Source organism: Nonomuraea sp. 10N515B, assembly GCF_052245915.1.
Lineage (GTDB): Bacteria > Actinomycetota > Actinomycetes > Streptosporangiales > Streptosporangiaceae > Nonomuraea.
Genome location: NZ_JBQQBQ010000025.1, coordinates 16,277 through 38,136 on the forward strand (window position 1 = coordinate 16,277; position 21,860 = coordinate 38,136).

A 21,860-nucleotide genomic window follows, 5' to 3' on the forward strand; every position below is an offset into this window, starting at 1 on the left:
CTTCTGATCTGGTCAACCTTTGATTCCGGACGCGACGACGCTCCGGACGAAATAGCGCTGCGCGAACAGGAAGATCAGCATCACTGGGATGACGTAGAGGGCAGCGGCGGCCGCCTGCACGGTCGGCAGGGGGTTGCCGCGCGGGTCCTGGTACCAGGCCGTGATGGCCACGGAGAGCGTCGTGTGATCGATGTCCAGCAGCAGCGCCGGCGCGATGTAGTCACCCCAGCTCCAGGTGAAGGAGAGCAGGAACGCCGTGATCAGCACCGGACGGGACAGAGGCAGGAAGACCTTGAAGAAGATCCTTCCCCAGCCGCAGCCGTCGATGATCGCCGCGTCCTCCAGTTCGCGCGGGATCGCCGCGAAGAACTGCCGGAACAGGAACACCAGGAAGGGCGAGGCGGCCAGACCCCACAGGACCCACGGCCAATAGGTGTTGACGAGCCCGAGCCGCGAGAACAGCACGTATGTCGGCAGGAGCGTCAGGATCTGGGGCAACATCATCGTGGCCAGCAGCACGAGGAACATTACGCGCTTGCCGGGAGCCCGCAGGCGGGCGAATCCGAACCCGACCACCGCGCTGGACGCGGTGATGAGAAGCGCGTAGGTCGTGGCCAGGAACAACGAGTTCATGGCGTAGGCGGGGAAGTTGATGTCGGTGAGCGCGTGGGCGAAATTGCTCCACTGTGCCTGCTCGGGCAGGATCTTGGCGGGCACCGCCGCCCACTCCTCGCGGGTTTTGAGCGCCGCCAGCAGCAGCCAGAGGATCGGGCCGACGAAGATCACAGCCAGTGCCATGAGGAGGACATACACGCCGCCCGCGCTTCGGCGCCTGCGCCTTGGCCGCGCCCGGGACGGGTGAGCTCGGCCAGCGTGAACGGGGCGGCTGCTAACGGTCTGCATCGCTGTTGACCTCGTAGTGGACCCACCAGCGGCTCGACCGCTGTACCAGCAGGGTGAAGGTGAGAATGATGACGAAGAAGACCCACAACATCGCCGAGCCGTAGCCGAAGCGGTTGTTGAGGAAGAACTCCTCCCACACCTGCACCATGTACAGGTGTGTGCTCTGCGGTACCTGACCGACAATCGAGATGCTGTTGGTCTCGGCCAGCAGCAACGGTTGGACGACGATCTGGAGGGTGGCGATGATGCCGGTGACAACCTGGAAGTACAGCACCGGCGAGATCATGGGTACCGTCACGTGGCGGAACGCCTTCCAGCGCCCGGCACCGTCCACCCGGGCCGCATCCTCGAGTTCTTTGGGGACGCCCTGTAGAGCAGCGAGCATGATGACCATGCCACCGCCGAGACCCCACAGGGTCAGGACGATGAGCGCGTAGAAGGCCATCGGGTCGACCAGCCAGGTGATCGCGTCAAGCCCGGCGACTTCGAGGATGGCGTTGAGGATGCCCGCGTCGCGGTTCAGGACGAGTTTCCACATGATGGCCGTCGCGACGACCGGCACGACCGATGGCAGGTAGAAGACTGTGCGCCAGAGCCCCACCGCCTTCAGCCTGCGGTTGAGCAGCACGGCCAGGCCGAGCGAACCGGCGACGCTCAGCGGCACCACTATCGCGGTGTAGCCGATCGTCCTGAGCAGAGCCACCCAGGCGTATTCGTCGCCGAACAGCTCGACGTAGTTGCGCAAGCCGACCCAGCGCCAACGCGGCGAGCTGCCGTCGAAGTTGGTCAGGCTCGTGGCGAACGCGAACACCAGCGGTGCGGCGGTCAGGAGGAGGAAGCCCGTCACCCAAGGGCTGACGAACAGGTAGAAGGTTCGCCGCGGGTAGCGGGACCAGTTACGTTGTGCCATCCCGGTCTCAGCCGATCTGCTCTTTGCCCTGCTTCAGCAACTTGTTGATCTCGGCAGTAGCCGCCGCGCATGCGGCGTCGACGGTCTGCTCCTTCTTGATCGCGCGCTGCAGCTGCTTGTCCAGCGCGACGTTGCACGCGTCGGTCGTGACGTACGGGGATTCCGGCAAAGGGACCGCGTACTGGAGCTCGTTCTGGGCGACGGTGTAGGCCTGCTTCTGGTACGGCAGGTCCTGCGGCAGCTTCGAGGCAAGGGACTTCAGCCCCGGGATTCCCCACCCGCTCGTGGCTCGTTTCTCGGCGGGCGGGCCCGCCAGGAAGTACTCCATCAGCTTCCAGGCCTCGTCCTTGTGCTTGGCCTCCGCCGGAATCCACGCTCCCTGGCCGGAGTAGCTGGGGCTGACCCGCTTGTCCCCCATGATCGGGGCGGGCGCCATCCGGATGCTGCCGTTGATCTCCTTGTTGTCGACGAAGTTGCCGCCGAACCAGTAGCCGTCCTGCGTGATCGCCATCCGCTTGGCACTGAAGGTGGACATGTCCGAGCCGTCCGGCAGCGGGTTCAGCGAGGTGGGACCGACCCCGGCCTCGCCGAAATCGACGTACCACTGGATGGCGCGGCGCGCGGCGGGCGTGGTGAAGTCGATCTCGGTCAGGTCCTCGTTGAACAGCTGGGCGCCTTGCTGGAGGACCATCGTGGCGATGGGGCTGATCAGGCTCCACGCCCACTCGAGTCCGAGGCCGAACACGAGGGTCTTGCCGCCGTCCTTGACCGTCAGCCGCTTGGCGATGGCCAGCAGCTCGTCGTAGGTCGTGGGCTCGGTATCGCTCAGGTAGGGCACCTTCGCCTTGTCGAACAGGGCGGTGTTGTACCAGAGGGTGGCGTCCTGGCTCCAGTCCTTGACGATGCCGTAGTACGGCCCCTGGCCGATCTTGGTGCCGTCCCAGCGGAAGCTCTCGTTGACGGGCTGCAGATCGTCCTTCTTCAGCACCTGGCTCTTGTCCAGATATGGGGTCAGGTCGGTCGCCAGACCGCGGGCGTTGGTGTTCGCGCTGCCGACAGCGGCGCTGATCGTGATGTCGGGCGGGTTGCCGGAGGCGAGCATCGCGTTGAGGCGGGCGAGGTCGTACTCCAAGAGCTGGATCTTGATGCCGGGATTCTTCGCCTCGAAGTCGGCGATCTGCTCCTTGGAGAGGTCCTCGGCACCGAACATCACGGTGAGGGTCACCGTGCCCGCGCCAGGCGCGCTTCCGCCGCTTGACGACTTGCTGGACGGGCCTGCGTTGCATCCGCTGAGCAGGGGCACACCCGCGATTGCTGCCGCACCTGCGAGCAGCCGGCGCCTGCTGAGCGGTTCAGATCTGGTCATGTCGACCTCCTGGCCACGTGCGATCCGGGCCCTTCCGAGGAGCCCGGGGGCGGATTGAGGTGACAGTACAACCAAACCCGAACACATGCTACATTTTCGTTCGGGTCAGTTTTCCTTGAGATCAACTCGGTGTAACCACGCGCCCACCACCACGGAGAACCCGATGACAAGCCCACCGCATCAGGACGCAACGGCAGCCGCGCTATGGTCTCTTCTGTGACCCCGGCGAAACCCGCCCGCATTCGAGGGCCGTATGCCAAGTCGGCGCAACGCTGGCAGGAGATCCTCGAAGCAGCAACAACCGTGTTCGCCACTCACGGGTATCGCGGCGGCTCGTTGCGCGACATCTCACGGCAGCTCAATCTGAGCTTGACCAGCATCGTTCATCACTTCGGCACCAAGTACGAGCTTCTCGAAGCGGTGCTGGAACGGGCGGACAAGACCGTGGGAACGGGGTTCGCCCCCTTCGACTTCGAGGCGGACTGTGAGAAGCGCGGGATCGTCCTGGCCACCATGGATCGCGTGCGGTCCAACCTCGAACGACCGGAGCTGCTCAGGCTCCTGGCGATTCTGGCCGCCGAGTCCTCCGCTCCCGAACATCCCGCCCACGAGTGGTTCGTCAACAGATACCGCACCAAGAGAGCCTCCCTCGCCGAGGCGTTCGCCTTCGACCAGAAGCAGGGCCGCATCAACACCACGCGTGACCCCGAGGTGCTGAGCGGATTCCTCATCGGCGCATGGGACGGGCTCCAGTTGCAGTGGCTCATCGATCCGTCCACCGACATGGTGCGGGGCATGCGCACTTTCTTCGAGTCGACGGTTCCCGAGGCACTGCCACACGAGACGTGAGCAAAGACATTTAGGAGTTCGACTACTTCACAAGTGCGACGCACCTCCTTTTTTGGCATGTCTATTTCACAAGCAATTCGCCTATTGACAGCAGAAATAGCCCTTGTTTCGATGTGCGACTAAATCGGGGATTAGCCAAGGCTTGTGCCTCTTTCAAAGATCACAGGACCGGAGGAAAATCCAGTGGACCGCCATCAATTAAGCGACGACAATAGGTGTCGCGGGATCCAAAAGTTCAGAACGTTCGTAATCGCCGCAACGCTCGCGCTCATCGCCACGGCCTACATGCCAGCAACGCCGGCGAACGCAGCAGGCCTCAGCCTGCGTGAGAAGGCCACCGGAGCGGGAGTTCTCATCGGCTCCGGGGCGGTCAACCCCGCCTATCTCGATGACCCGCAGTTCGCACGGGTGCTCCCACAGCAGTTCAACAGCCTGTCACCCGAGAACGAACTCAAGTGGTCCTTCGTCCAGCCACAGCAAGGCGCCTTCGACTTCTCGAAGCTTGACCGACTCGTCGACTTCGCGGAGGAGCACGACATGGCGGTGAAGGGTCACGGCCTCATCTCCGGCTGCTGCAATCCGGCCTGGCTGGAGCAGATCCAGGACCCGAACCAGCTGCGCGCCGCCATCACCGCGCACTTCCAGGCAATCATGACTCGATACGCGGGGAAGATGGACCGGTGGGACGTGGCCACCGAGGTATTTTCCACCTTCGGCGGAACCGGGCTCGCGCAGAACTACTTCTACCGGGTCCTCGGCCCCGACTATCTGGCCCAGGTATTCCAGATCGCGCACGCCGCGGATCCCAACGCCAAGCTGTTCATTAATGAATCGCTCGTGGAATATTACCCGGCGAAGCGTCAAGAGCTTTATGCGCTCGTCTCCGATCTGGTCGCCAGAGGCGTGCCCATTCACGGCGTGGGCCTCGAAACGCATCTGACCCTGTCCGCGCCCGAGCCCGGCGTGATCACCGAAATCGTCAACTCGTACAAGGCGCTCGGAATCGAGGTTGCCATCACCGAGATGGACGTTCACCTGAATCCCGGTCCGAGTCACGATGCGGACCAGGCGCAGATCTACTGGAGCGTCGTCTCCGAGGCTCTCGCAGCCGGGATCCGCGACATCAGCTTCTGGGGCTTCACCGACAAGTACGCCTTCACCTGGCTCCCGGGCGCCAAGCCGCTGATGTTCGACGACAACTACCACCCGAAGCCGGCCTTCTACGCCACCTGGGCCGCGGTGGCGCTGCACGCCTGCGGCTCGACCCAGGGAGCTTCCGGGTCCCTCCAGGAAGTTACGCAAGCGCTCATCACCGCCGGCGCCATCGACGCCGCCGACGCTTCCAGGCTGACCAAGAAGGACCTCAAGCTTCAGTGGAATCAGCTGCCGAACTGAGGACGGTCAGCCTCGAACTGGTGGAGCCACCGGGTCCGGTGGCTCCACCCCCTTCAGATCGCGTTGGCGCGGGCGATGCCCCCGAGCCACGTGAGGCTCGGCTTCGGCCGGCGTTCGAAGGTCTCCCGGTCGACGGCGATGAGCCCGAAGGTGGGTTCCCACCGCCCCCACTCGAAATTGTCCAGCAGGCTCCAGTGCAGGTAACCGCGGACGTCGATCCCGTCATCCATGGCGTCGCGCAGGTGGTTCAGAGCCTCCTCGGTGTAGGCGACGCGCCTCTGATCGTCGGCAGTGGCGATGCCGTTCTCGGAGACGAGGATTGGGACGCTCCCCACGACATCGCGGGTGTGGCGTACGGCGATGCCCAGGGCGTCCGGCCGGTAGGCCCAGCCCATGAGGGTGTTGTCCGGGTGGGGCGGATGCGGGACGACGCCCTTCTCGTCGACGGGCTGGCTGGTGTACGACTGCACGCCCACGAAGTCGTCGTCGCGAGCAGGCTCGAGGTACATGTCCTCCCAGATGTGCTGAATCTCTGCGTATTTCGCCTCCGCGCCGGGAGTCGGGACGAGTGCCTGGTTGGCGACGGTCCAGCCGACCTTCGCGCCCGTGGCCTGCCGTACCAGCGGCGCCGCCGCGCGATGCGCAGCGATCAGGGCCGCGCCGATCTCGGGGTCGGGCAGCGCCCCCACGAACTGGTACTCCTCTCCCCGAGCGATACGGCGCAGCTGGCCCTGGTTGAGCGCCAGGACGTTCGGCTCGTTGATGGTGCAGACCCACTCGACGCCGTCGAGGATCGTGCACGTCTGCTCCACGTAGCGGGCGAACGCATCGACCGCACCCTCTCCGAGCCAGGCCTCGCCGTGTTCGCCCAGCCAGATTGGGTGCGTGAAGTGGTGCAGGGTGACCACCGGCGTGAGGCCCAGCTGTACCGCTGTGTCAATCATGCGGCGGTAGTGGGCGAGCGCCGCCCGCGAGAACCTGCCCGGGCTCGGCTCGATGCGCGACCACTCCAAGCTGAACCGGTAGGTGTTGCAACCCGCTTCGGCCAGGAGTCGCATGGCCTCCTCGTAGCGGTGGTAGCTGTCCACCGCGTCGCCGCTGAACTGCACGCCGTACTCCGCCGTGGCGAGCTCGAAATGCCACTGGTCGTTGTTGACGTTGTTGCCCTCGACCTGGTGGGCGGAGGTCGCGGCCCCCCAGAGGAAGCCGTCGGGGAATGAGCGGGTCACGCGGAGTCTCCAGTCTTCGCGAGCAGTTCGTCGAGCAGCGACAATGGGAACCGGCCGCCGCTGTAGGCGACCATCTGCCGCAGGGTGAGGTCGAAGGCTGGGGCGAGCACTTCCTCGTCAAGGCCTCCGAGCGCTTCCCGGAGCAGCGCTCCTCCCACGGGGTGGTCAAGCCATTCACGGACGGTGTTGTCTTGCGTGATCGGCGCGACGGGGCCCAGCTCCCGCCTCTGCCGTGACGCGGGCCCTTCGGATGCGGCCGCGCCGACGGTGACAGTGCTGGTCAACGGACGGTCCGGGCCGGGGAAGTGGTGCTTCCCGGTGAGCGTGGCCTCGCCACGCAGCTGGATGGCGGCCGAGGAACCGCCGACGAAGAACTTGATCAGTCCGGGCTCCACCACCCATCCCTCGTCCACGTCCCAGAGCGCGAACATGCTCGCGGGGACCTCGACCGTCACCCGAGCCGCGGCTCCGGGCTCGAGGTGAAGGCGGCGGAAGGCGAGCAACTGGCGCCCGCGCCGTGCCGTACGCGCGATGACGTCACGTCCGTACACCTGGGCGACCTCGTCGCCCGCCCGATCGCCGACGTTGGCCACGGTGAATGACAGGCGCACCACGCCGTCCGTCGGCACCTCCAGGGTGTCGATCTCCAGGTCGCGGTAGTCGAACCGGGTGTAGCTGAGCCCGTGCCCGAAGGGGAACACCGCGCCGATCGAGCCGTCGATATACGTGGGCTGCTGCAGCGTCCGCCAGTAGGGCACCGGAGCCGCCCCGGCGGAACGCAGCATCGCGATCGGCAGGCGGCCCGCCGGGTTCACGTCTCCGAACAAGACGGACGCTACCGCGTTGCCTGCCTCCTCCCCGCCGAAGAACGAGCTCACGATCGCGGGCACGGAGTCGGCCATCCACCCCAGCACGTACGGCCGGCCGTGGCTGAGGACAACGATCGTCGGCGTCCCGGTGGCCACGACGGCCTCGACCAGTTCACGCTGCACGCCGGGAAGAGCGCACTCGGTGCTGTCCAGACCCTCGCCGACCGTGCCGTAGCCGTTGATGCCCGACTGGTCGCCGACGACGACCACGGCCACCTCCGCGTGGCTCGCCGCACGGATCGCAGCGTCGAAACCGGAACGGTCGTCGGTGGCGACCGGACAGCCGGGCTCGTACAGCACGGTCACGTCGTCCCCGGCGCGCCGTCTGATGCCCTCCAGGAAGGTCACGACCGGCACCGACTCGACCATCACCCTGGCATCGTCGGGGCTGCCCTTGCCGGCGAGGTCCTCGACGTCCTCGGGACGCGCCTGCGGGTCGGCGGCCAGGTGGAACCGCGTGGTCATGCTGTCGAGAACCTGGTAGCTGTAGTTCCCGAGCTGACCCATCAGACGGTCCGCGTTCGGACCGATCACGGCGATCGTCCGCAGCGAAGGGCTGAGCGGGAGCAGAGACGTATCGCCGACCGGCTCGTTCCTCAGCAGAATGACGGACTTCTCCGCGATCCTGCGCGCGAGCGCCCGCTCCTGATCGGAGTCGAAGGTCTCGGGCACCAGGTCCGGGTCGGCGTAGGGGTTCTCGAACAGGCCGAGGCGGAACTTGGCGAGCAGCACGCGCGAGACGGCTCGATCCAGGTCGGCCTCGTCGATGACGCCCGCTCGCACGCCTTCGACGATCTGCTCGGCCGACACCTTGTTGTCGAGGTTCAGATCGACTCCGGCGCGCAGCGCCTGGGCCAGCGCGTGAACCTCGTCCTCGGCGACTCCGTGCTTGGTGTGCAGCTGTCCCACCGCAGCGAGATCGGAGATCACCAGACCGTCGAAGCCGAGGTCCTCGCGCAGCAGACCGGTCAGGTAGGCCTTCGATCCCGAGACCGGAACCCCGTCGATGGCGTTGTAGGAGGGCATCACGCCTCGCGCGCCGCCCGCGCGGATCGCCATCTCGAAGGGCAGCCCGTGGATCTCGCGCAGCTCTCGCGGGCCGAGCTGCGCCGGTTCGGTGTTCCGGCCGCCGTCGCTCGCGCTGTAGCCGAGGAAGTGCTTGAGCGTGGCGATGAGGGGAACGCGCGCGTCGGCGTTCTGAAGTCCGCGCACGAAGGCGGTCGCCATGGTGCCGACCAGGTACGGCTCCTCGCCGTACGTCTCCTCGATGCGGCCCCATCGCGGGTCGCGGGCGACGTCGGCGAGCGGCGACAACGCCTGCCGTACCCCGAGCCGGGCCATCTGCGTCCCGATCGTCCTGGCCATCTCCTCGATCAGCCCGGGATCCCACGTGGCCGCCTGGGCGATCGCGTCGGGGAAGGTCGTCGCGTCACGGACCTTGAAGCCGATCAGGGCCTCCTCCGCGAGCAGGACCGGGATGCCCAACCTGGTGTCTTCGACGTGCTTGCGTTGCAGCTCGTTGGCCCTGTGCACCGCCTCGCGGGGTGGGAGCCCGAGTGTGCATATGCCTGCCGTGGCGTTGCCCCACCCAGCCCGGGGCGGAGTGTGCACATCGACGGCCGATCCGAAGGGCGCCTGCGTCTGGGCGGCCTTCTCCTCGAGAGTCATCCGGCTCAACAGGTCACGCACTCGCTCCTCCGCCGGGAGGGATGCGTCTCGGTAATTCTCCATCTGCCTTTTCATCTCTACTGGTGAGCGCCGCCGTCGATGCGGATCTCGGTGCCGGTGATGAACGAGCCGTCGTCCGAGACCAGCATCGCCACCACACCGGCGATCTTCTCCGGTCCGGGTATCCCGCCCGGCAATGCCGGGGTGAGCTTGCCGAACAGTGACCAGTCAGTGTCCGCTGGCATGAGCCTGCCGATGTTGTCGGTGATGCCGCTGCTGATCCCGCCCGGCACGATGTTCACCGCTCGCAGCCCCTGCTTGCCGTACTCCAGGGCGATGCTGTGGGTGAAGGAGGCGACGCCGCCCTTGCTGGCCGCGTACGCGGCCATCGACGGGTGGGCGAAGAAGGCGGCGGTGGAGCTGAAGTTGACCACCACTCCCCGGCCGGTCTCCAGGAGGTACGGCAGAGCCGCGCGCGTCATCAGGAAGGTGCCGGTCAGGTTGACGGCGATGATGCGGTTCCACAGCTCCAGCGAGCACTCGTGGGTGTGCGCGCCCCGCAAGATGCCCGCCGCGTTCACCAGGGCGTCCAGGCCGCCCAGATCGGCGGCGGCCGTGCGCACCACGCCCTCGACCGACGCCTCGTCGGCGACGTCCACGGTGGCAACGGTGAGCCGGTCGGTGGCTGCCAGGGACGCGGTCTCCGCCAGCCCTTCCTCGGAGACGTCGGTGGCGACCACGCGAGCGCCCTCGGCCAGGAGCCTCAGGGCGGTAGCCCGGCCGATGCCGGAGCCGGCACCGGTGATCACGATGCGTCGGTCGATGAGCCGTTCCATGGAATATCGCCTCCAGAGCTACTTTCGCGCGCAAGCTTGTCGGTACGCTAACCAGCATCACTTTCGCGCACAAGTACTTGCGCGCGAAAGTTACCTTGCCTACAGTGAGGCCCCCACCCGCGTCCGTCAGTTGGGAAGGATCCATGCCCTCGATCGATATCGGCTCCCTGTCTCTGGAGCAGAAGGCCTCCCTGCTCTCCGGGGCGGACATGTGGTCGACGCACCCCCTGCCCGAGGCCGGGCTCCTGGCGGTCATGCTCTACGACGGGCCGCACGGACTGCGCTACTTGGAGGATCGCGGCGACACCGCCGACATCTACGGCAGCACGCCGTCCACATGCTTCCCGCCGGCCGTCGCGGTCGGCGCGAGCTGGGATCCGGAGGTTGCCGCCCAGGTCGGCGCCGCGCTCGGCCGTGAGGCCAGGACGCTGGGCGTGCACGTGGTGCTGGGGCCAGGGGTCAACATCAAGCGCTCACCGCTGTGCGGGCGCAACTTCGAGTATTACTCGGAGGACCCGCTGCTGTCCGGCGTGCTCGGCGCTGCTCACGTGCGTGCCCTGCAGGAGCAGGGACCGGGCGCGTCGGTCAAGCACTTCGCGGCCAACAACCAGGAAACCGAGCGGACCAGGGTCAGCGCCGACATCGACGAGCGGACGCTGAGGGAGATCTACCTGCCGGCCTTCGAGCGGGTCGTGACCGAAGCCCGGCCGGCGACGGTGATGGCCGCCTACAACAAGGTCAACGGGGTGTATGCGGCGCAGAACCGGTGGCTGCTCACCGAGGTGCTGCGTGAGGAATGGGGCTTCACCGGCACCGTGATCTCGGACTGGGGAGCGGTGCACGACCGTGTCGCCGCGCTCGCGGCGGGCCTGGACCTGGAGATGCCGGGTGACGGCGGAGCGAACGCCGCCCGGATCGTGGCCGCAGTGCGGACCGGTGAGCTGGACGAGGCGTTGGTGGACGCGGCCGTGGCGCGGATCGTCGAGCTGGCCGAGCGGGTGGCGCCGGCCACAGGCGACCTGGACGTGGACGGCGGCCATGCGCTGGCGCGGAAGCTGGCGGCCGAGTGCGTGGTGTTGCTGAAGAACGACGCCGAGGTACTTCCGCTGGATGGGGAGACCCGGCTGGCGGTGATCGGAGCAGCGCCGCGTTTCCAAGGCGGCGGCAGCTCGCGCGTCAACCCTACGCGCATCGACACGGCGCTGGACGCGATCATCACACTCGCCGCTGGTCCCGTGGCCCACGCCGTGGGCTTCACCACCGACGGCTCAGGTGACGCCGCCGCGTTGCGAGCCGAGGCCGTCTCGATCGCCTCTTCGGCCGAGGTGGCGGTGGTCTTCGCCGGGCTGGGCGACCACCAGGAGTCGGAAGGCTATGACCGGGAGAGCCTGGAGCTGCCCGATGTACAGATCGAACTGATCCGCGCGGTGGCCCAGGCGGCGCCCCGCACGGTCGTGGTGTTGTCGCACGGCGGCGTGGTGTCGCTGGAAGGCTGGCACGACGACGTGGACGCCATCCTGGACGGCGGGCTGCTCGGTCAGGCAGGCGGCGGGGCGCTCGCGGACGTGTTGTTCGGCGTGGTCAACCCGTCCGGCCGGCTGGCGGAGACCATTCCGCTGCGCCTGCAGGACAACCCGAGCTATCTGAACTTCCCCGGCGAGGCGGGCCATGTCCGCTACGGCGAAGGCGTCATGGTCGGCTACCGCTACTACACCAGCGTAGATCGGGCGGTTCGCTACCCGTTCGGCCACGGCCTGTCCTACACCACGTTCGCGACCGGCGACCTAACGGCGACGGCGACCGGCGACGACACCGCGAGAGTGAGGGTCACGGTGACCAACACCGGCAGCCGTGCGGGCAAGCACGTCGTGCAGGTCTACGTCGCCACATCAACGGGCAAGGTCCGCCGCCCGGCCCGTGAGCTGCGTGCCTTCACCAAGATCACGCTGGAGCCCGGCGAGTCCCGCACAGTCGGCTTCGAGCTCGACCGCCGGGCGTTCGCGTACTACGACATCACACAGTCCCGATGGGTGGTCGCTCCCGGCGACTACCGCATCCAGATCGGCGCCGACGCCCACCACGTGCTGAGCGAATCCGTGATCACCCTGACCGGTGACAAGGGCCTCACACCGCTGACCCTGGAGTCAACCGTGGGTGACTGGCTCGACCACCCCATCGCGGGGCCGGCGCTGCTCAGGAAGATGAACGAGCGCATCCAGGACATGACAGAAGAGGAGGCCGCCTTGGCCGCGCAACACCCTGACGGCCTGAGAATGGCGGCGGCGCTGCCGATGAGCAAGCTCATCGCCTTCACCGGAGACACCTTCCCGGCCGATTTCCTCGATGACCTGATCCGCGCCAGCAGGGTCGCATGAACCGCCTGCCCATGAGCGCGCTGCGCCGCGCTCCCGAGATCGTCCTCGACGGAACGTGGGACTTCCGGCTCCTGCCGCACGAGCAGGACTGGAAGCCCGTCCAGGTGCCGGACCTGTGGACGATGCGGGAGAAGCACGACCCGCCGCACTACCTGAACGTCGCGATGCCGTTCGAGGAGGTGCCTCCCGTCGTCCCCTCGCACAACCCGACCGGCCAGTACCGGCGGACCGTGGAGCTTGCGCCGCAGCCGGGGCGTCGGACGATCCTGCACGTAGGCGCGGCCGAGGGCCACCTGAGCGTCACCGTCAACGGCCATGCCATCGGGACCAGCACGGACTCGCACCTGGCGGCCGAGTTCGACATCACCGAGGCGGTGACCGCGGGCGTCAACGCGATCGAGCTCGTGATCGCCAAGTGGTCGGCGGCCACCTACCTGGAAGACCAGGACCACTGGTGGCAGTCCGGTCTGACCCGGTCGGTGTTCCTCTACACCGTCCCCGACGTGCGCCTGGTCGATGTGGCCGTGGTCGCCGACTACGCGGCCGGTCGCGGCAACCTGCATGTGACGGTCGCGACCGCCGGTCTGGATCACCTCCACGAGGTCGGGTGGTCGGCACGCATCGGAGTGCTGGGCCGGACGGAGACCTGCCCGATCGCACCGCGGGTCGTCCAACCCGCGTTCCCAGTGCCGTTGGCCGACCGTTCCATCCGTCCCGAACCCCTCGGCATCCCCGACGGGCTGCTGGACCTGCCCAGCGTGGACTCGGCAGGTGGACCCGTCCCCGAAGAACTCAGGCCCATCGTCGACCTCATCAAGGCCCAACCGGCGAAGGCGGGGACCGCGGCGTTCTCGCTGAAATCGCTCGACGTGGCTCCCTGGACGGCGGAGACGCCGCATCTGGAGGACCTGCTGGTCGAGCTGGTCTCCCCGGAGGGGGAAGTCGTGGATGCGGCCCGGTTCCGCGTCGGCTTCCGGCGAATCCGGATCGAGGGCCGCGACCTGCTGGTCAACGGCGAGCGCGTGCTCATCCAGGGCGTCAACCGGCACGACGTGAACCCCCGGACCGGGCGGATCGTCTCCCGCGAGCAAATGCTGACCGAGCTATCCTTGCTCAAGCGGTTCAACGTCAACGCGATCCGCACCTCGCACTACCCCAACGATCCAGTCTTCCTGGATCTGTGCGACGAGATCGGCTTCTACGTGGTCGACGAGGCCGACATCGAGGGTCACGCCTTCATCACCACACTTCCCCACGACCCGCGCTACCTGCCCGAATTCGTCGAGCGAGTCTCCCGGATGGTCCTGCGCGACCGCAACCACCCGTCGGTGATCATCTGGTCGCTCGGCAACGAGACGGGTTACGGCCCCAACCACGACGCCGCGGCTGCCTGGATACGCCGCGTGGACCCGACCCGGCCGCTGCACTACGAGGGCGCCATCGCCCACGACTGGCACGCCGGGCACGCGGCGACCGACCTGGTGTGCCCGATGTACCCTTCGTTCGAGGCGCTCGAGGCTTTCTCGGCCGACCCGCGGGCCGACCGGCCGGTCATCCTCTGCGAGTACGGCTACTCGCAGGGCAACTCAACCGGCGGCCTGCATCACTACTGGGAGTTGTTCGAGAACCTACCCGGTCTGCAGGGCGGCTTCATCTGGGAGTTCAAGGACCACGCGCTCGACCCCGATGGCGACGGCCGCCATCGCTACGGCGGCGACTTCGGCGACGAGCCCAACGATGGCACCACGCTCCTCAACGGCGTGGTCTTCGCCGACCTGACGCCCAAACCGGCGTTGTACGAAGCCCGCGGCCTGTTCAGCCCGATCCGGGTGGCCAGGGACGGCGAAGCGCTGCGGATCCGCAACCGGCAGACCTTCGCCGACCTCAGCGCCTACGAGCTGCAGGTGCGGGTGGAAACAGAAGCCGGACCGGGCAGCTCGGTCACTCTCCCGGCACGGGCGGTGGCTGCGGGTGAGGAGGCCACGATCGACCTTCCCGGCTCCATCCGAGCTTTGCTCGACGGCGCTCTGGCGCTCACGGCGAGTCTCCACACCCGCCGGGACGCGCTGTGGGCCCCGGCCGGGACGGAGATCGCCGCGCACCAGATCACCTTCCCCCGCACACCACCACCATTGCCCCGTAACGGCACGAAAGCTGAGCTGCGCCATCCGCTGCTGCGCCATGCGCCGCGGCTGTGCCTGTGGCGGGCCTTGACCGACAACGACCAGTCCCATGCCTTGGATAACCGGTTCGTCCGCTCCGGGTTCTTCCGGCTCACCCCGGTGGACGCCGACCGCTACGCGACAGCCTATGGCGACGAAGTCGTCCACACCCGGAGCGTCACCCAGGTGGGCGAGGGTGACTACGTGCTCGACGAGCGGGTCACTCTCCCTCACGACAACATCGAGGTCCTGCGCGTGGGCATGGAGTTCGAACTCGTCGACGGCTTCGACCGGGCCCGCTGGGTCGGGCTGGGCCCGTGGGAGAACTATCCCGACCGGCGGGCCTCGGCCCTGCTCGGCGCCTGGGAGAGTGACATCGACGACCTCGCCGTGCCGTACCTGAAACCACAGGAGAACGGCGGCCGCGGCGAGGTCACTGAGCTCGTGCTGTCCGGGCCCGCCGGAACCGTGCGCACCCAGCACGCCGTTCCGCTGCACATGACTGTCAGCCGCCACACGGTGGAGGAACTGGAGGCGGCGACGCATTGGTGGAAGCTCCCGCCGACCCGTAAGACCGTCGTCCACCTCGACATCGCACAGCGCGGCGTCGGCACCGCCCTCTTGGGGCCAGACACCCTGCCCGCGTATCGTCACAGCCAGCGTGAGTACACCTGGCAGTGGCGGCTGACGCTCGCCAACCCGTGAGATAGTGGTACGGCTTGCGCGTGCAAGCCGTACCACCCCGGAGGGAAGCTACGTGCCGGAGCGAACAAGGCGGGTCACCGCAGAGGACGTCGCCCGCTCTCTCGGGGTGTCCCGCGCCACCGTGGGATACGTACTCAACAACACCCCGGGGCAAACCATCTCGGCCGCCACCCGCGAACGGGTCCTCGCTGAGGCCGAGCGCCTGGGTTACCGGCCGCATCGGTCAGCGCAGGCGCTCGCCAGCGGCCGCAGCATGATCGTCCTGCTGCTGCTGCCCGACTGGCCCATGGAGTACTCCCTGCGTCAGCACCTGGACACCGCCACCCGCGTGCTCGACGAGGCCGGCTACTCCCTGGTGACCCACACCCGCCACGACAGCGGCCACGCCCGACCCCTGTGGGAACTGCTCAGCCCCGACGTCATCATCGCCTGGACGCCCATCACCGCGGCCGAACGCGCCTCCATGAAAGCGAGCGGCATCACCAAGATCCTGCCCTCGCCCCGGCAGAACCGCTCCTTCCTGGCCTCGCCCGCCCTCACCGCGGGCACCCGGCTGCAGATCGAATACCTCCACGAACAGGGCCATCGACGAATCGGTTTCGCGGCGAGCGGAGACAAGCGGTTCAGCCTGCTGTCGCAGGGCCGGGTGTCAGCGGCGCAGCAGGCCGCGGAACGGCTCGGGCTGGATCTCCTCGACGTCCGATCGGTCGATCACCGCGACGGCAGCGCGGCGCGGGCCGTCCGGAAATGGCAGCACGAAGGCGTGACTGCCGTCGCCACCTTCAACGACGATCTTGCCGCGATGGTCATGTCGGCTGCGCTCCGAGCCGGTCTGGCGGTTCCCTCGGATCTGGCCGTCATCGGACACGACGACACTCCGCTGGCGGGCATGCTCTACCCGTCCCTATCGAGCGTGAGCATCGACAACGTCGGGCTTGGCCATTACTTCGCCGACCTCGCCCTGCGCGCCGCCCGCGACGAGCCGCCGCCGGAGAAAGGGCCCGACCTGCAGGCCCGGGTCGTGCCACGCGAGTCGACTCAATCGACCACCCAGGTGACAGCATCGCAGACATCGGCCCGCGAGGTGCGGTAGGCGTTCACTGGTTGGCCGTGATCGCCGTAACCGAAGGACAGGCCGGCGACTATGACGCGCTCTTCGGGGATGTCGAAGAAGGCACGGATCGCCGGCGACTGCATCGCCAGCGCCGCCTGCGGCACCAGACCGATCCCCAGCGCCTCCGCGGCCAGGGTCAGCGTCGTGATGTAGCCACCGACGTCGAGGACGCCGTACGTCCCGAGAGCCGCGTCGGAGGTGACGATGGCAACGTGCGGGGCCCCGAAGAACCGGAAGTTCTCCAGCGCCTGCCTACCGCGCGCTTCCGTGTCCGTCCGCGCTATGGCCAGCGCCTCGTACAGGCCGTGGCCGGACTCGCTGCGCCGCAGGCGATAGATGCCTCGATACTCGCTGGGCGGCGGTATGTCCGAGCGCATGGGGCGGGTCGATGCGGCTTCGTACAACACCGCGCGCAACCGCTCCGTCGCCAGCCCGCTCGTAACGATGACCTGCCACGGCTGAGTGTTGCACCAGGAGGCGGTCCGCTGCGCGATCGAGAACATGCGATCGACCAGGCTTCGCGGCAGTTGCTCCGGATGGAAGGCCCGGCAACTATGCCGCCGCCGAAGGAGCTCTTCCAGGAGTTCGGCTTCCATCAGACCAGGCCCTTGAGCAGCCGGCGCATCAGCTTGCCCATGTCGTTGCGGGGCAGGGCCGCACGGAACACGATGTGCGCGGGGACGCGGCTGGACCGCAGCCGCTCGCCCACCCAGGTCCGCAGTTCCTCCGCGCTGGGGGCGGCACCGGGACAGGGGACGACCGCGGCGGCCACCACCTCGCCCCACTGATCGTCCGGGACACCCCACACGGCCGCCTCGGCGACGCCGGGGTGGCGGATCAGCACGTCTTCGATCTCACCGGGCGAAAGGTTCTCGCCTCCTCGGACGATCACGTCGTCCAGACGCCCCTCCACGAACACGTAGCCGTCCTCGTCGATCCAGCCGCCGTCCCGCGTCCTGAACCAGCCGTCCGTGTCCGTGAGAGTGCCGTGCGCGTACTCGCCCGATACCTGCGCCCCACGCACCCACAGCTCCCCGCGCTCAGCTTCGTTGCCGTCGGAGTCGCGGACGACGATCTCAACGGTGGGCAGTGGCCTGCCCACCGAGCGCAGGCGGCGGCGGATCTCCGGGGCGTCGGCGGCGAGCGCCTGCCGGTGCTCCTCCGGGCCCAGCACGGCGATCGACGAGGACGTCTCGGTCAGCCCGTAGGCGTTGACGAAGCCGACGTGCGGAAGCAGGTGAAGGGCCCGCTCGATGACCGGCGCGGGCATGCGCCCGCCACCGTAGGACAGGTGCCTGAGGTACGGCAGGCCGTCGCCGTCCTCCTCCAGCACGGAGACGATGCGGGCGAGCATCGTCGGCACCACCATGGCGTGGGTGACCCGCTGCTGGCGTGCCAGCCGTACCCACTCGGCCGCCTCGAAGGCCGGCAACTGGACGATGCGACGGCCCGCGTACAAGGCGGTGAGCAGGCCTGCGACGCCGGCGATGTGATACGGCGGCACGCTGATGAGCGTGGCCTCGCCGGGGTCGGCGGACAGGAAGTCGACCGAGCCGAGCACATACGAGGTCAGGTGCCGATGGCGTAGCACGGCGACCTTGGGAGCGGCGGTGGTCCCGCTGGTGTGCAGGAGCACACAGGGCAGGTCGGGATCCTGGACGGGTTCCGGCGCCGCACCGGCGAGGTCCATGGCCTGCGCGGGGGTGTGGATCTCCAGCCCGTCTACCGTCGCGGCCACCTCGGCGGGCCGTCCCTCGGCGATGACCAAGGCCGGAGCCTGGCCGCGTAGCAAGGCCTTGAGCGGCTCGTCGGCCAGGCGGTAGCTGACCGGGACGAAAGGGCGGCCGGTCCACGCGGCGGCGAAGAGCGCCACCGGCAGGGCCGCAGTCGCCATGGTCGCGTAGACCACGCCGGGCGGCGCGTCAGCCAGGTGTCCGGCCATTTGCGACGTGGAAGCCAACAGGTCGGCATACGTGACGTCCGAGCCGAGGGCGATCCGGCTGGGGTCGGCGCTGGCGGCCATCTCCAGGAAGGTGACGATGTTCACTGATCAGTCCGAGGAAGGCAGGGCCCTGGCGGCCTTGATGGTCAGAGGTTCGTCACCGAGCGCCAGTTGACCACTCCCGGCCTTGGTGACCAGCACCTCCAGCTCGCCCGTGTTGTCGCTGTAGCGCTTGCCGATGAGCAGGTCGTGCCCGTCACCGGGACCGGGGGCGGCGAGCTGGTCGTGGGCGATCACCGGGACGCCGCCGCAGCGCAGGTCCACCTCCTCGGCGGGCGCGCGGATGACGATGATCTCCGCTTCGGAGACGGCACTGCGGAGCCGTAGACCCGGATGAAGTTTCATGGACGACCTCCTCAGCCGTAGAGCCCTGGCCGGTGCTCGGCCACCTCGGGGAAGGACGGGCCGAGCGATGCGCCGCGGGCGGGTAGCCGTACGGTGGCCAGCCCGGTCGCGGTGACCACTCCGGCCTGATTGACGTTCTCGAGCTCGACCTGGATCTCCCCGCCGTCGATGCGAGAAACCGCTCCCCGCACCGTGTTGGTGTCTCCGACGAGGTTGGGACGGCGAAGCCGGGCGTCCAGCCGGAGCAGCGTGCCGTGGTCGCCCATCCAATCGGTCACGGCCTGGATGAGCCAGCAGATGCGCTGGGGCCCGTAGTCGAAGCTGGCGGCCTGGGCTCGGTTGCTTCTGGCGTAGTCGGGGTCGGCTCGTCCGCCGGCGCCCAGGTCGATCGCGCCGGCCTCGACATACCGCGAGCGGTGCGGGCTGAGCGCGGCGTGGGCGAACAGGTAGAGCTCGGTGGTGGTGTAGGTGCCCCTGGGTAGTTCCGGCATGGGGTCACCGGTGCGGACGTCCTGATGGTAGAGGAGCTCGGAGCCGCGCCGTACGCGCTCCCAGACGAGCGGGTCGGGGGCGATTCGCGGGCCGGGTTCGCGGGTGGAGCTGACTCCTTGCCCGGGATTGGCGAAGCGCAGCATGTCGGTGTGCATGGTGGCGATCTGCTCACCACGGGAGTTCCAGTACTCGGTACGACCCGTGCACACGCAAGCCTCACCGATCTGCGACATGGTCACCCGCTTGATCGACTCCGGTGTCTCGATCCCTCGCACCCGGTCGCCCGGCCAGATCTGCCGATGCCACTCAATTCGCGAGCCCAGGTAGAGCATGGTCAGATCGCTGGTGGAGATGTTCTCCTGCGGGATGTGCCCCCAGATCGCGGCGTTGGCCCCGAACTCGATGGAGAACAGGAACGCCGGGGAGGCCACGACCTCTCGGAAGCGCGGGTTGTAGTCGCCCGCGCCCTCGCTGAAGCGCCACAGCCACTCATCGCTGACGGCCCGCCACGGCCTGCCGGGAAGGGGGGCGCCGAGCCCTTCCCGAAAGGCCTTCTCGAACTCGTCGAGCGTCGTGATCCTCACCATGTCACCGGGAGGTCGGTCATGCCGCCGGTGAGCACGCCTTCCAGGTAGACCGGGTCCCCAGCCAGGGCGAGGCCGGGCAGCCGCTTGATCAGTACCCCGATGCCGACCTGCAGCTCCATCGTGGCCAGTGCGGCACCGATGCAGCGGTGCAGCCCGTGACTGAAGGTGAGGTGCGGGTTGTGCTTGCGGGCGAGGTCGAAACGGCCCGCGTCGTCGAAGACCCGCTCGTCGTGGTTGGCCGAGCCGAGGTCAACCATGACGGCCTCGCCCTGCTTGATCATGACCCCGGCGAGCTCGACGTCCTCGGCGGCGGCGAACGGCACCAGCCCGACCCTGCCCTCGACCTCCTTGCCCATCGCCATGCCCGCGTGCCGCAAGATCTCCTCCACCGCAGGCCCGATCCTGGCATCGATATCCTCGGTAAGGTAGGCGCGCTGCTCTGGATTGAGCAGCAACGACAGGACCCCCTGCTCCATGAAGTTGGCGGTGTTGTCGAAGCCGCCGAGCACCAGCAGCATCGCGATCTCGACGATCTCGCCGTCGGTGAGCCGGTCGTCGGCCTCCTGCGCCGCGGCCAAGGCGCTGAGCAGGTCGTCCTGCGGTTCGGTTCGCTTCGCAGTGATCAGCTCCGACAGGTACACAAACAACGACGCTGCGTGTTCGATCACGATGTCCTCGGCCATCCCCGAGGTCGACAGGAGGGCGTGACTCCATTCGACGAACTTCGCCCGGCCCTCGTCCGGCACGCCGAGCAGATCTCCGATGACCTGAATGGGGAGCGGCAACGCGTATGACTCGACCAGGTTCGCGCTGGTCCGCCCGGCCGTCATCTCATCGATGAGCCGATGGGCGAGCGCTTCCGTCGAGGGCCGCAGCTTGTCGACCCGCCTCATGGTGAACGCCTTGGCCACGAGCCTGCGCAGCCGGGTGTGGTCGGGCGGGTCCATGAACTGCAGGGTCTTGGTGAGGAATTCAGGGAACTCGATCGCGTACGGCACAACGCGCCCGTCGTGGAAGGGTTTGCGGACGAAGCGCCGGTCCTCCAGCATCTGCCGGCACGCCTCGTAGCTGTGAATCACCCAGGCGTCGCCACCGTACTCAAAGGTGAGGCGGGTCATGGGACGGTCGGCGTGGAGGGCCCGGATGATCTCCATGCCCTCCGCGGCCGTCACCGGGCCGAAGGGGTAGGTGGCTGTCACGGCTTGGCTCCCGTCAGGTCAGTGATCTCAGTCAGCCGCTCGGCGACCGTCTCCGGTGTCAGCTTCGGGTCGTGGATGCCCGGCGTGTTGACCACGACCAGGCGCGAGACGTATCCGCCCGCGGCGTTGAGCACCTCGCCGTTGAGCTCGCAGTCCTGGTGGACCAGGTAGGCCCCGACGGGGGCCACGAGCTCGGGTGGCATGTGCTCGTGCATGAACTCGGCCGTGCCCGGCGGGAGCGCGGGAGCGGCGAGGTCCATCAGGCGCGTTCCCGCACCCGGCGATACGGCGTTGACCTTGATGCCGTGCGCTTCGCCCTCGAGGGCCAGGTTCCGTGTCAGGCCGTAGACGGCCCCCTTGGCCGCGCCGTAGTGGAGCATCTGCGGCTGGCCGGTCATGGCGCCGGAGATCGTGTTGACGATCCGGCCGCTGCCCGAGTCGATCAGGTACGGCCAGGCCGCCCGGCTGAGCATGAGGCTGCCCAGGTAGTGCACGTTCAGGAAGTCCTGGTAGACCGCGGGCTCCAGCTCGCGGAAATCGCCCAGGCGGTAGATGCCCGCGTTGTTGATGACCGCGTCGAGGCGGCCGAAGCTCTCAACCGCGAGGGCGACGATGGCCGCGGCGCCGGTCGTGACGGACTCCGCGCTCGCGATAGCGCTTCCGCTGTCCGCCTTGATCTCCGCGACGACCGCGTCGGCGGCCTCGCTGGAGGGGCCGTGTCCGTCTTCGTCGCCGCCCAGGTCGTTGACCACGACGTGGGCGCCCCGCGCCGCGAGCAGCTTGGCATAGGCGCGGCCGATGCCGCGGCCGGCGCCGGTCACGACGATGACGCGGCCGGTGAAGTCGAGCATGTC

At 67.9% G+C, this 21,860-nt stretch carries 17 protein-coding genes; 5 read left to right on the plus strand and 12 right to left on the minus strand.

Going from position 1 to position 21,860, the window contains the following annotated elements:
• Positions 1-12: 12 nt before the first annotated feature.
• The 3 genes from ACTWQA_RS31740 to ACTWQA_RS31750 all read right to left on the minus strand — a co-directional run bounded on the left by ACTWQA_RS31740 (position 13) and on the right by ACTWQA_RS31750 (position 3,179).
• The gene (locus ACTWQA_RS31740) at positions 13-798 is read right to left on the minus strand and encodes a carbohydrate ABC transporter permease (RefSeq protein ID WP_443162694.1); all 786 of its coding nucleotides are present in this window, start codon (positions 796-798) and stop codon (positions 13-15) included.
• A 91-nt stretch (positions 799-889) separates the two neighbouring features.
• The gene (locus ACTWQA_RS31745) at positions 890-1,813 is read right to left on the minus strand and encodes a carbohydrate ABC transporter permease (protein WP_443162695.1); all 924 of its coding nucleotides are present in this window, start codon (positions 1,811-1,813) and stop codon (positions 890-892) included.
• A 7-nt stretch (positions 1,814-1,820) separates the two neighbouring features.
• On the minus strand, positions 1,821-3,179 hold the full coding sequence (locus ACTWQA_RS31750) for an ABC transporter substrate-binding protein (protein ID WP_443162696.1): 1,359 nt from the start codon (positions 3,177-3,179) through the stop codon (positions 1,821-1,823).
• A gap of 216 nt (positions 3,180-3,395) precedes the next feature.
• Here ACTWQA_RS31750 and ACTWQA_RS31755 point away from each other — a divergent pair, with 216 nt between their 5' ends.
• Together ACTWQA_RS31755 and ACTWQA_RS31760 are read left to right on the plus strand one after the other, a co-directional pair.
• Positions 3,396-4,028 (plus strand): TetR/AcrR family transcriptional regulator, encoded by a 633-nt coding sequence (locus tag ACTWQA_RS31755; protein ID WP_443162697.1) that lies wholly within the window; start codon positions 3,396-3,398, stop codon positions 4,026-4,028.
• 183 nt (positions 4,029-4,211) lie between these two features.
• Complete coding sequence (locus ACTWQA_RS31760; RefSeq protein ID WP_443162698.1) at positions 4,212-5,423, plus strand: endo-1,4-beta-xylanase; 1,212 nt, start codon at positions 4,212-4,214, stop codon at positions 5,421-5,423.
• Between the two features lie 53 nt (positions 5,424-5,476).
• Here ACTWQA_RS31760 and ACTWQA_RS31765 read toward each other — a convergent pair whose 3' ends face one another.
• Genes ACTWQA_RS31765 through ACTWQA_RS31775 form a run of 3 tightly spaced genes read right to left on the minus strand, consistent with a single transcriptional unit; the run spans position 5,477 to position 10,025 of the window.
• Positions 5,477-6,652: a glycoside hydrolase family 1 protein gene (locus ACTWQA_RS31765; protein ID WP_443162699.1), complete on the minus strand. Its 1,176-nt coding sequence runs from the start codon at positions 6,650-6,652 to the stop codon at positions 5,477-5,479.
• Positions 6,649-9,210 (minus strand): glycoside hydrolase family 3 N-terminal domain-containing protein, encoded by a 2,562-nt coding sequence (locus ACTWQA_RS31770; protein WP_443162700.1) that lies wholly within the window; start codon positions 9,208-9,210, stop codon positions 6,649-6,651. The genes ACTWQA_RS31765 and ACTWQA_RS31770 overlap by 4 nt, the downstream gene beginning before the upstream one ends.
• 56 nt (positions 9,211-9,266) lie before the next feature.
• Positions 9,267-10,025 carry an SDR family NAD(P)-dependent oxidoreductase gene (locus tag ACTWQA_RS31775; RefSeq protein ID WP_443162701.1) on the minus strand — a complete coding sequence of 253 codons (759 nt, stop codon included), beginning with the start codon at positions 10,023-10,025 and terminating at the stop codon, positions 9,267-9,269.
• Between the two features lie 143 nt (positions 10,026-10,168).
• Here ACTWQA_RS31775 and ACTWQA_RS31780 point away from each other — a divergent pair, with 143 nt between their 5' ends.
• From ACTWQA_RS31780 to ACTWQA_RS31790, 3 genes are read left to right on the plus strand one after another with little or no spacing between them, the layout of a single operon-like run.
• Entirely contained in the window at positions 10,169-12,400 is a 2,232-nt protein-coding gene (locus tag ACTWQA_RS31780) for a glycoside hydrolase family 3 C-terminal domain-containing protein (RefSeq protein ID WP_443162702.1), read from the plus strand.
• Positions 12,397-15,267, plus strand: coding sequence for a glycoside hydrolase family 2 TIM barrel-domain containing protein (locus ACTWQA_RS31785; protein ID WP_443162703.1), 2,871 nt, complete (start codon positions 12,397-12,399; stop codon positions 15,265-15,267). Before ACTWQA_RS31780 ends, ACTWQA_RS31785 begins: the two co-directional genes overlap by 4 nt.
• A gap of 52 nt (positions 15,268-15,319) precedes the next feature.
• Positions 15,320-16,360: a LacI family DNA-binding transcriptional regulator gene (locus ACTWQA_RS31790; RefSeq protein ID WP_443162704.1), complete on the plus strand. Its 1,041-nt coding sequence runs from the start codon at positions 15,320-15,322 to the stop codon at positions 16,358-16,360.
• On the opposite strand, the gene ACTWQA_RS31795 is transcribed toward ACTWQA_RS31790, so the two are convergent.
• Genes ACTWQA_RS31795 through ACTWQA_RS31820 form a run of 6 tightly spaced genes read right to left on the minus strand, consistent with a single transcriptional unit; the run spans position 16,306 to position 21,857 of the window.
• Entirely contained in the window at positions 16,306-16,977 is a 672-nt protein-coding gene (locus tag ACTWQA_RS31795) for a nitroreductase (RefSeq protein WP_443162705.1), read from the minus strand. The two genes, ACTWQA_RS31790 and ACTWQA_RS31795, sit on opposite strands and share 55 nt — an antisense overlap.
• The gene (locus tag ACTWQA_RS31800) at positions 16,977-18,428 is read right to left on the minus strand and encodes a class I adenylate-forming enzyme family protein (RefSeq protein ID WP_443162706.1); all 1,452 of its coding nucleotides are present in this window, start codon (positions 18,426-18,428) and stop codon (positions 16,977-16,979) included. The genes ACTWQA_RS31795 and ACTWQA_RS31800 overlap by 1 nt, the downstream gene beginning before the upstream one ends.
• Positions 18,429-18,431: 3 nt before the next feature.
• Complete coding sequence (locus ACTWQA_RS31805; RefSeq protein WP_443162707.1) at positions 18,432-18,728, minus strand: hypothetical protein; 297 nt, start codon at positions 18,726-18,728, stop codon at positions 18,432-18,434.
• 11 nt (positions 18,729-18,739) lie between these two features.
• Positions 18,740-19,807, minus strand: a complete 1,068-nt coding sequence (locus tag ACTWQA_RS31810; protein WP_443162708.1) for an FAS1-like dehydratase domain-containing protein — start codon at positions 19,805-19,807, stop codon at positions 18,740-18,742.
• Positions 19,801-21,006 carry a cytochrome P450 gene (locus ACTWQA_RS31815; protein ID WP_443162709.1) on the minus strand — a complete coding sequence of 402 codons (1,206 nt, stop codon included), beginning with the start codon at positions 21,004-21,006 and terminating at the stop codon, positions 19,801-19,803. The genes ACTWQA_RS31810 and ACTWQA_RS31815 overlap by 7 nt, the downstream gene beginning before the upstream one ends.
• Entirely contained in the window at positions 21,003-21,857 is an 855-nt protein-coding gene (locus tag ACTWQA_RS31820) for an SDR family NAD(P)-dependent oxidoreductase (RefSeq protein WP_443162710.1), read from the minus strand. Before ACTWQA_RS31820 ends, ACTWQA_RS31815 begins: the two co-directional genes overlap by 4 nt.
• Positions 21,858-21,860 lie beyond the last annotated feature (3 nt).

Bases quoted from the DNA above. Each gene is read 5' to 3' on its own strand.
- ACTWQA_RS31745 (WP_443162695.1), bottom strand. From the start codon at position 1,813: ATGGCACAACGTAACTGGTCCCGCTACCCGCGGCGAACCTTCTACCTG.
- ACTWQA_RS31795 (WP_443162705.1), bottom strand. From the start codon at position 16,977: ATGGAAGCCGAACTCCTGGAAGAGCTCCTTCGGCGGCGGCATAGTTGC.
- ACTWQA_RS31805 (WP_443162707.1), bottom strand. From the start codon at position 18,728: ATGAAACTTCATCCGGGTCTACGGCTCCGCAGTGCCGTCTCCGAAGCG.
- ACTWQA_RS31775 (WP_443162701.1), bottom strand. From the start codon at position 10,025: ATGGAACGGCTCATCGACCGACGCATCGTGATCACCGGTGCCGGCTCC.
- ACTWQA_RS31810 (WP_443162708.1), bottom strand. From the start codon at position 19,807: ATGGTGAGGATCACGACGCTCGACGAGTTCGAGAAGGCCTTTCGGGAA.
- ACTWQA_RS31780 (WP_443162702.1), top strand. From the start codon at position 10,169: ATGCCCTCGATCGATATCGGCTCCCTGTCTCTGGAGCAGAAGGCCTCC.
- ACTWQA_RS31785 (WP_443162703.1), top strand. From the start codon at position 12,397: ATGAACCGCCTGCCCATGAGCGCGCTGCGCCGCGCTCCCGAGATCGTC.
- ACTWQA_RS31740 (WP_443162694.1), bottom strand. From the start codon at position 798: ATGGCACTGGCTGTGATCTTCGTCGGCCCGATCCTCTGGCTGCTGCTG.
- ACTWQA_RS31750 (WP_443162696.1), bottom strand. From the start codon at position 3,179: ATGACCAGATCTGAACCGCTCAGCAGGCGCCGGCTGCTCGCAGGTGCG.
- ACTWQA_RS31820 (WP_443162710.1), bottom strand. From the start codon at position 21,857: ATGCTCGACTTCACCGGCCGCGTCATCGTCGTGACCGGCGCCGGCCGC.